The following is a 9,131-nucleotide window of genomic DNA, read 5'->3' on the forward strand; positions in this document are numbered from 1 at the left end:
TGTGCAGACGAAGGTCTTCTGTTCCGGCCAGGTTGCCTTATATACAATGGCTGCTGGTGTATCTGCTGTATAACCGCCTTCAATAAGACGTCTGCTCAGCTCTTCCAGCATTCCTGTACTTAAGAATACAACCATAGTTGCCTGATGAGCCGCAAATGACTGAATGCTTTCCTTGGACGGAACCGGAGTTCTGCCTTCCATTCGTGTAATGATCACACTCTGAGAAATATCCGGCAGAGTATATTCCAGATTCAGGGCACTTGCAGCACCGCAGAATGCACTGACACCCGGACAGTAATCATAAGTGATATTTTTCTCATCCAGAATATCCATCTGTTCACGGATCGCACCGTAAATACATGGATCTCCGGTATGAAGGCGGACAGTTGTCTTTCCCTCTGCTTCCGCCTTCTCGATCACATGGATCACTTCCTCCAGTGTCATTTTTGCACTGTTGTAGATGGTGCAGATGTCCTTTGTATATTCCAGAAGCTTTGGATTTACCAGTGATCCTGCATAGATCACCACATCTGCTTCCTCCAGATACTGTTTTCCTCTTACTGTGATAAGATCCGGTGCTCCCGGACCTGCTCCTACGAAATGTACCATAATCTATCATTCTCCTTATTATAAATTTATTTCAACTGTTCAATACTTTCACAGTTGTGAGTCAAAATCCATTCAAGCGGATATTCGCAATCCGCTTCGCTACTTGCTCATAACCGAATAACTGCTCCGCAGTTTATCAGAAGGAGCTTGCACTCCTCCTGATACAAGCAAGTCCCCACCCACTGCTTATTGCTTTTCGCAATTGAAACAGGGGACTTACTTGATTTCGGTTAAAATCGCCTTTGCGATAGGATCTTTACTGTGCCTCATCATTCTGTGCATTGATCCGCTTTATCAGCTTCTCTGCATCTGCCAGTCTGCCCCAGATACCCATAAGTATTATTAAAAATCACTGCCCCCAGAAGGATCTGCTCATAGGATCTGTGATTTAAATAAAACTGGATCCTGTCCAAGATCTCTTTCATGGTCTTCTGAAGTATCTGATATTTTTCCAGAATGTCTATTGCTTCATCTGTAGTAGATGCATTCAGGATTTCCTTTGCACACTCCAACGATGCTCCTGCCCGGATCGCATTGGATGCCAGCACTTCCATCCTGGCATCTGCACTGTGGGAATGGGTATTCATGATTCCTGCTGCAACTTTTACAAACTTTCCGATATGAGCAATGAAAAGGATTCCCTTAACTCCCATATCAATTGCCATGTCAATGGTCTCACCTACATAATTGCTGCATTTAATATTTTTTTCATAAGGGAGATCCATATGCTCCCGCAGATAATCTGCCCCGTAATTTCCCGGTGTTACCAGAAGATATTCTTCTCCCTGGGAAAAATGCTGCTTCATCTCTACATTGATACTCTGTACAAGAGCAGCTTCGCTCATAGGTTCTACAATCCCGGAAGTTCCCAGAATTGAAATTCCTCCCACAATTCCCAGACGGGGATTAAAGGTTTTCTTTGCAATTTCCACACCTTCAGGAACGGAGATGATGATTTTCAGACCACCCTCATAATCATATTTCTCAGCGATTTCTGTGGCTTCACGCAAAATCATGGCCTTTGGCACAGGATTAATAGCTGCTTCCCCGATTTTCTGGGAAAGTCCGGCTTTTGTTACCCTTCCCACACCAACACCTCCGTCGAGGATGATTCCCGGTTCTTTTGTTTTCTGCACCGTGGCATAAACCAGTATTCCGTTTGTAGTATCCGGATCATCTCCTGCATCCTTCTGAATTGCACAGGTCACCTGATTTCCTTCAATCCGGATGTCTTTCAGTTCCAGTGTAAGCAGGATTCCCTTAGGAGTCATCAAGGTGACAGCCTTATGCATGACACCACCCAGCAGGATCTCTGCAGCACCCTTACATGCAGCTGCTGCGCAGGAGCCTGTTGTATAGCCAAACCTCATTTTTTTATTGCCACGTATCACGTAGTAATCTTCCAGTCCGTTTTTCATGATATCTCCTTTGCTGCATTGTTGTCACATCCTGTCTGCAGATTACTATAATGTCATTTATATAACATCTACATAAAAAGGAGGGATTTCTGTGTGCAACAAAATCCCTCCTGAAAGCTCTTTTCCCGAAATATCCTCTGGTTGCCGCAGATCATATTTCTTATATACAATGAAAAGCAGACAGTATCTGGCTGTTACAGTAACGGACTTGCGCAGGAATTTCACCTGACTTCCTGTAATGCTTTTCCAGAATTATTTCCGAGAATCATTATATAATTTTGAGCAGTAAAAGTCAACGCATTTCATGGCTATACCACCTTGTTATACTACCTTATGCTTCAGCCATTTCCTACTGTGGAAGCGAAGAGAAAATACGATTCCCCGCACTGTCCAGTCAGTAAACATTCCAATCCATACAGCCATTGGGCCGAAGCCTCTGAAACGGATCAGATATACACAAAGACAAAAACGGAATGTCCACATAGTGATACAGGATGTAAGCATTGAAAATTTTACATCTCCGGCTGCTCTGAGGCCATAAGCAGGAATAAACGCCAGGGTCCATACAATAGGTTTGACAACCGTTATCCAGGATATCATATGGAAACACATTCTTGCACTTTCCGATTCCATACCACCCAGCTTTGTGACCGGAATAGTTAAGGCAAACACCAAAAGACAGCTTGCAACAACAATGATTTCTGCAAGAACACTTAATTTCTTAATATAGTAAACTGCCTCATCCTTTCTGCCCGCTCCCAGACACTGTCCTACTACAGTCATCAGACCGATTCCTACACCGATAGCTGCAATACCGTTAAGGTTCTCAAGGATATTCGTCATTGCCTGAGCTGCAATGGCTACCGTCCCCAGTGTAGATACGGAAGACTGTATTGCCAGCTTTCCAAGCTGAAACATGCTGTTTTCTATGCCGGACGGGATTCCCAGAGCCAGAACTCTTCTGATCATTTTTCCATCCGGACGGATCTGTCTGTAATTTCTGACTACAATAGGCTGTCTGTCCATACGAAGCTGCCAGAGTACCACTACAGCACAGAAGACTCTGGATGCAAGAGTTGCGATGGCAGCTCCTGCCACTCCCATATTGAATCCCCAGATCAGCGCCGCATTTCCGCCGATATTAATCACATTTGAAATAACCGATACTGTCATTGGCCCTCTGGTATTTCCCTGGGACCGGAATATGGATGCTCCCGCATCATAGAGTGCTATAAATGGAAAGGATAATGCCGTATAGAAGAAATACACCTGAGAGGCAGTCATAACATCTGCTTCTACTTTTCCGAATATCAGTTTTAACAGCGGCACACGAAACAGCAGGCACAGAGCAGTCACTGCTACAGATATGGCAGTAATGATAAATAATACCTGTCTTGCTGATTTATTTGCCATTTCATGATTTTTCTGACCTATGTACTGTGAACAGAGGATTGCACCGCCTGCTGCCAGCGCTGAGAACGCCTGGATCACCAATACATTGATGGAATCCACCAGAGATACTGCGGATATTGCAGCAGAGCCTACATTGCTGACCATCATGGTATCCACAGTTCCCATCAGGGAATTCAGTACCTGTTCAAAAATAACCGGTATCAACAGGGTTCGGAGCATTTTGTTTGTAAAAATATGTTGCTGTTCTTTCATTTTTTTCCACCTGAATCTATTTTCTTTTTTTGATTATACGCTTAATTTTCTGTGATGCAATAGAATAAAATGTATTTTTTAACGTTTTCAGGGTTACTGTTCACCCGCCACTATTCCGCGAGGTGTTTTGGCATGAATATGCCAAAATCCCGAGACATACAAGCCAAAATTCCATTGCCGCAGGCAATCTGGAATGAGTTTTGGCTACATTACTGTGAACAAAGTGAACAGTAATTTTTCAGGAAATCTGATAATTGTTCTTGTTATGTTCTTCAAAATCTGATACAGTAAATCTGTTAAAAATAAGGCAGGGCATATCAGCCCGCAATTCTTAAATCTTATACAAATCAAGAAAGCAGACAGATCATATGCAAAGAATCCTTAAATATATTATCTCCGAAAATACAACTCCGGTCACGATTCTGGACTTTCTAAAAAAAGAGGGGTTTTCCCGCCACATATTAAGCTCAATGAAGAACACTCCCAACACCATCATTCTCAATGGTGAACGTGGTTTCGGACGATCAGTGCTTAAACCGCAGGATCATCTGATCGTCACTGTTCCTGAAACCGAATCAGGAGAAAACATTATCCGTACAAAGATGGATTTGAATATCATTTATGAAGATGAGGATATCCTTGTGATAAACAAGCCTGCAGATATGCCTGTGCACCCTTCTGCGGGAAATTATGAAAATACTCTGGCAAATGGAATCGCCTGGTATTTTGCAGAAAAAGGAGAAGATTTTGTTTACCGCTGTATCAACCGGCTGGACCGGGATACCACCGGTGCTCTGATCCTTGCCAAAAATCCCCTCAGCGCAGCGATTCTGTCAGTTCAGATGAAAAAACGTCAGATTCTCAGGACTTATCTCGCACTTGTAGACGGGCTTCTTCCTGACTCCGGAACGATCAACGCTCCTATCGCACGAATGGAAGGCTCCGTGATCACCAGGGAAGTAAATTTCGGAACCGGGGAGTCTGCAATAACTCATTATGAACGGCTGGCGGCAGGAAAAGAATATTCTCTGGCCGAACTTCATCTGGAAACAGGACGCACACACCAAATCCGTGTGCATATGAAATATATCGGGCATCCTCTGCCCGGAGATTATTTATACAATCCTGATTACCGTCGGATAAACCGCCAGCCCCTCCATTCTTATCAGCTGGAGTTTACTCATCCGACAACCGGAAAGGTCATGCTTTTTACTGCTCCGCTTCCCATTGATTTCATTTCTGCCTTTTATAGCAATCCTCTAAAATAATGTATTTATAGCAATTCCATAAATTACTGCAAACAAAACAGTTCATCAGCTTTTTGTCTGATGAACTGTTTTGATATGAATGCATATACATTCTTACTTATTTTTCTCATAAATGATCAGAAGACCTCTCAGAAGAAGTTCCTCATCCAGAATGATTTCTCTTTTACAATGGGGAACGATTTTCTTTGCCAGACCACCGGTTGCCACTACAGTTGCCTTCTCCCCCAATTCCTCTTCGATCCTGTCAATAATTCCATCCAGAGCTGCTGCATTGCTGTAAAGAACCCCACTCTTCATACATTCGATCGTGTTTTTCCCAATCACATGTCTTGGCGCATCAATACTGATTCCGCTGAGCTGGGAAGCCCTCGCAGTAAGTGCATCCAGGGAAACCCCTACACCCGGAAGAATCATTCCTCCTACATACTGCTTCTTACTGTTGACAACAGACGCTGTGGTTGCAGTTCCCATATCAATAAGGATTAACGGCACCGGATAACCGGCAATTCCTGCCACTGCATCAGCAACCTGATCTGCACCAAGCTGTCCCGGATTATCCATCATAATATTCAGTCCTGTCTTTACACCAGGTCCGAGAACAATTGCATTTTTCTTAAGAATTTTCTCTGCGGCAAGTTTCACAATATTTGTGATCTGCGGCACTACAGAAGAAATAATACAGCCCTCAATCTCTGTTTTTTTTATATGATAGATATCAAGAACATTCTTTAAATCCACCGCATATTCCAGTTCCGTCTTTGTACGGTTAGTAGAAAGGCGTTCTATAAAATATGTTTTCCGGTCATCAATACATCCAACTACAATGTTGGTGTTTCCAACGTCAATTGCTAAAATCATAATTATTTATCTCCAATTTCTTAATCGTCCTGTTCCCTTAACAGACAGAATCCTGCATCAGCGAAAGAATTTTATCCAGGATCCTAAAAGCTGCGTCTTCTTTACTCATAAGCGGAAGAGAGATTTCCTCATCCTGTGTGATCAATGTCAGTACATTGGTATCTCCCTGAAATCCGGCGCCCTCCACTTTCACATTGTTGGCAGCCACCATATCCAGATTTTTCTTTGCCAGCTTGGCTCTGGAATTGTCGATCACATTCTGTGTCTCCATGGAAAATCCGCAGAGAAACTGTCCATGCTGTTTGTGTTCCCCAAGAAACTTCAGGATATCATCTGTTCTTTCCAGTTCTATGGACATCTGTCCATCACTTTTCTTAACTTTTTCTTCACTGATCCTGGCAGGGCGGTAATCTGCCACAGCAGCAGCTTTAATAATGATGTCCTGTTCGTTGCTGACAGAAGTTACAGCTTCATACATGTCTCTTGCAGTCACAACAGGTATCAGATTTACAAACATGGGAGGTTCAATTGAAGTACGTCCGCTGACCAGCGTGACATCTGCACCGCGGAGCATGGCAGCTTTCGCAATAGCATAGCCCATTTTTCCTGAAGAATGATTGGTAAGATAACGAACAGGATCAACAGATTCCTGTGTAGGACCTGCAGTTACAAGGATTTTCTTTCCTTTCAGATCTTTCTCACAGGCAGCTTCGCGCTCAATATAGGCAAGTAATGTCTCAGGTTCCGGCATTTTTCCCGCTCCTGTGTCACCACATGCCAGATATCCGCACGCCGGAGCGATCACTTCATATCCGTAATGCTCCAGAATCTTTAAATTATCCTGTACTACAGGATTCTCAAACATATTGGTATTCATGGCCGGGGAAATGAATTTTTTACATTTGCATGCCATGATCGTGGTAGTAAGCATGTCATCTGCGATCCCATGTGCCAGTTTACCGATCACATTAGCACTTGCCGGTGCGATCATCACTACATCTGCTTTCTTTGCAATCGATACATGCTCTACCTGAAACTGAAAATTCCGGTCAAAGGTATCCACCAGACATTTATTTCCTGTGAGAGTTTCAAAAGTGATCGGATTGATAAAATTCGTGGCATTCTCTGTCATCAGCACATGAACATCTGCATGGCGTTTCTTCAGCGCGCTTGCCAGATATGCAATCTTATACGCCGCAATGCTGCCTGTCACTCCCAGTAATACTGTTTTTCCTTCCAGTGTCATTTTCCTTTACCTCTTTCTCCGAACCATATTATTTCTGGCTGTTTCTACGTCTTTATACTTACATGTCAAAATCTATCATAATTCATCTTTGATAACAGGATTCTGACTTTTACAATTCTATTTATTATAGACTAATTATTATCAAAAATGCAATAAGTGATTTGTTTTATTTGCGAAACAATCAGAACGTTACTGTTCACAGTAACGTAGCCAAAATTCATTCCAGATTGCCTGCGGCAATGGAATTTTGGCTTGTATGTCTCGGGATTTTGGCATATTCATGCCAAAACACCTCGCGGGATAGAGGTATGTGAACAGTAACGGTGAACCTCAGCAAGATTACACTTAACCGTTGTTTATAAAGATTTCCTGCATTATAATAATAATCAGTCAGATATCCATAATTTGCGCTGGACTCTACCTGACTTAACTGACAGACCGGATTACTATAATATACTGATATCAACATATAAATCCGGTGTATGACTTTGTGGAGGAATATAGGAATATATGAAGAATTATCAGATCACGCAATGGTGCGCAGCTTTTATCAGACAGCAGGTACAGGAAGGAGACTTCTGTATTGATGCTACAATGGGAAACGGAAATGATACGCTTCTGCTTTCGCAGCTATGCGGAGAATCAGGAAAGGTTCTTGCCTTTGATATTCAGGAGCAGGCACTGACTGCAACCCAAAAGAGACTGAACGCCGGACATGTTCCGGAAAATTACCGACTGCTTCTGGAATCTCACGCAAATATGGCAGAATATGCCACACCAGACAGTGTAAGCTGCATTGTATTTAATTTTGGTTATCTTCCCGGAGGAGATCATTCACTTGCAACCAGAGGTAAAACCAGCATTCAGGCATTGACCCAGGCTTTAACCCTTCTGAAAAAAGGCGGAATGATTTCTCTTTGCATCTACAGTGGCGGCGATTCCGGATTTGAAGAGCGGGATCAGATCCTTGACTGGCTGAAAAACCTTGATCCCCATCAATATCTGGTAATCAAAAGCGAATATTATAATCGCCCCAACAACCCACCGATACCAGTGCTGATAATTAAAAATTAACTGTATCTGTTCCAAAAAGCAGCAGAAAAGATTTTTCATATCTCTCCTGCTGCTTCTTGTTATGCCTTTTCTTCAATTTTTGTTTGTTCTCCGGGCACTTATACTTCGATTTCTGTTTTACTTAATCTGTAATGGTAATCTTCTCAATAACCGGCTGCTGATCTGACGGGATTGTTCCATTGTCGTCTGTCGGTTTTGCATCCTCGCAGATCTTATCAACAATATCCATGCCTTCTGTCACATGGCCAAATCCTGCATAATCTCCGTCCAGAAATGTACTGTCTGCCTGAACAATAAAGAACTGCGAGCTTGCGCTGTCCGGATCACTGGCTCTTGCCATGGAAATAGTCCCTCTTGTGTGGGAAATATCATTGTCTACTCCATTGTTGCTGAACTCACCCTTAATATTCTCTTCAGATCCACCTGTTCCGTCTCCGTTGGGATCACCACCCTGGATCATGAATCCATCCATGATACGGTGGAATGTCAGTCCGTCATAAAAACCTTCCTGTGCAAGTTTCACGAAATTTGTCACTGTGATCGGTGCTGTATCTGCATCCAGTTCCACATCAATCGTACCGTAATCCTTTACTTCAATCTCTGCGTGATGAATTCCTGTCAGTTCTTTGGAAGTATCCAAAAGCACACTGGTTGTACTGCTGTCTGAAGAATCTTTATTTTCAGAATCTGTATCAGCAGAATCACTCTTTTCATCAGAACCATCAGAAAATCCGGCTTTTTCTGCCTCTTCTTCACTTGCTACATTATCACTGTCAGAAGAAGCAGCTTTTGTCTCCGTCTCTTCCTGAGAAGAAGTCTCCTCTTTCGCTGTTTCCTCTGTTTTTGTACTCTCTTCTGTTTTATCACTGCTGCCACATCCTGCCAGTAAACCTGCTGACATAGCTGTAACACAAAGTGCTGCCAGTAATTTTCTTTTCATTTTCCTTTACCTCCGAAATCATTTACAACAATCTGATTATAACCTATCTCAGA

General features: G+C 42.8%; 8 protein-coding genes. 2 read left to right on the forward strand and 6 right to left on the reverse strand.

What is annotated here, in order from left to right; all coding sequences use genetic code 11:
- The 3 genes from cobM to AC075L_RS06360 all read right to left on the reverse strand — a co-directional run.
- The coding region (gene cobM, locus AC075L_RS06350; RefSeq protein ID WP_476387382.1) for a precorrin-4 C(11)-methyltransferase at positions 1 to 609 on the reverse strand (609 nt) is incomplete at its 3' end.
- Between the two features lie 269 nt (positions 610 to 878).
- Positions 879 to 2,027 (reverse strand): cobalt-precorrin-5B (C(1))-methyltransferase CbiD, encoded by a 1,149-nt coding sequence (gene cbiD / locus AC075L_RS06355; protein ID WP_476387383.1) that lies wholly within the window; start codon positions 2,025 to 2,027, stop codon positions 879 to 881.
- Positions 2,028 to 2,348: 321 nt separating this feature from the next.
- Positions 2,349 to 3,692, reverse strand: a complete 1,344-nt coding sequence (locus AC075L_RS06360) for an MATE family efflux transporter (protein WP_055057527.1) — start codon at positions 3,690 to 3,692, stop codon at positions 2,349 to 2,351.
- Between the two features lie 368 nt (positions 3,693 to 4,060).
- On the opposite strand from AC075L_RS06360, the gene AC075L_RS06365 reads away from it, so the two are divergent.
- Entirely contained in the window at positions 4,061 to 4,960 is a 900-nt protein-coding gene (locus tag AC075L_RS06365) for an RluA family pseudouridine synthase (RefSeq protein WP_008704813.1), read from the forward strand.
- Between the two features lie 93 nt (positions 4,961 to 5,053).
- Here AC075L_RS06365 and AC075L_RS06370 read toward each other — a convergent pair whose 3' ends face one another.
- Both AC075L_RS06370 and coaBC read right to left on the reverse strand, forming a co-directional pair.
- Positions 5,054 to 5,818 carry a type III pantothenate kinase gene (locus AC075L_RS06370; protein ID WP_008704815.1) on the reverse strand — a complete coding sequence of 255 codons (765 nt, stop codon included), beginning with the start codon at positions 5,816 to 5,818 and terminating at the stop codon, positions 5,054 to 5,056.
- Between the two features lie 37 nt (positions 5,819 to 5,855).
- Positions 5,856 to 7,064 (reverse strand): bifunctional phosphopantothenoylcysteine decarboxylase/phosphopantothenate--cysteine ligase CoaBC, encoded by a 1,209-nt coding sequence (gene coaBC, locus AC075L_RS06375; RefSeq protein WP_008704816.1) that lies wholly within the window; start codon positions 7,062 to 7,064, stop codon positions 5,856 to 5,858.
- 510 nt (positions 7,065 to 7,574) lie between these two features.
- Between coaBC and mnmM the strand changes: the two genes are divergently transcribed.
- Positions 7,575 to 8,138, forward strand: coding sequence for a tRNA 5-(aminomethyl)-2-thiouridylate-methyltransferase MnmM (mnmM, locus tag AC075L_RS06380; protein ID WP_008704818.1), 564 nt, complete (start codon positions 7,575 to 7,577; stop codon positions 8,136 to 8,138).
- A 121-nt stretch (positions 8,139 to 8,259) separates the two neighbouring features.
- On the opposite strand, the gene AC075L_RS06385 is transcribed toward mnmM, so the two are convergent.
- Complete coding sequence (locus tag AC075L_RS06385) at positions 8,260 to 9,078, reverse strand: peptidylprolyl isomerase (protein ID WP_020993724.1); 819 nt, start codon at positions 9,076 to 9,078, stop codon at positions 8,260 to 8,262.
- Positions 9,079 to 9,131: the final 53 nt, after the last annotated feature.

It is taken from the genome of Blautia sp. ZXY-1-B12, from assembly GCF_056339915.1.

What these genes read in the sequence shown, in the direction of transcription:
- AC075L_RS06365 (WP_008704813.1), top strand. Translation starts at nt 4,061, where the DNA reads ATGCAAAGAATCCTTAAATATATTATCTCCGAAAATACAACTCCGGTC.
- AC075L_RS06385 (WP_020993724.1), bottom strand. Translation starts at nt 9,078, where the DNA reads ATGAAAAGAAAATTACTGGCAGCACTTTGTGTTACAGCTATGTCAGCA.
- AC075L_RS06360 (WP_055057527.1), bottom strand. Translation starts at nt 3,692, where the DNA reads ATGAAAGAACAGCAACATATTTTTACAAACAAAATGCTCCGAACCCTG.
- AC075L_RS06370 (WP_008704815.1), bottom strand. Translation starts at nt 5,818, where the DNA reads ATGATTTTAGCAATTGACGTTGGAAACACCAACATTGTAGTTGGATGT.
- coaBC (WP_008704816.1), bottom strand. Translation starts at nt 7,064, where the DNA reads ATGACACTGGAAGGAAAAACAGTATTACTGGGAGTGACAGGCAGCATT.
- cbiD (WP_476387383.1), bottom strand. Translation starts at nt 2,027, where the DNA reads ATGAAAAACGGACTGGAAGATTACTACGTGATACGTGGCAATAAAAAA.
- mnmM (WP_008704818.1), top strand. Translation starts at nt 7,575, where the DNA reads ATGAAGAATTATCAGATCACGCAATGGTGCGCAGCTTTTATCAGACAG.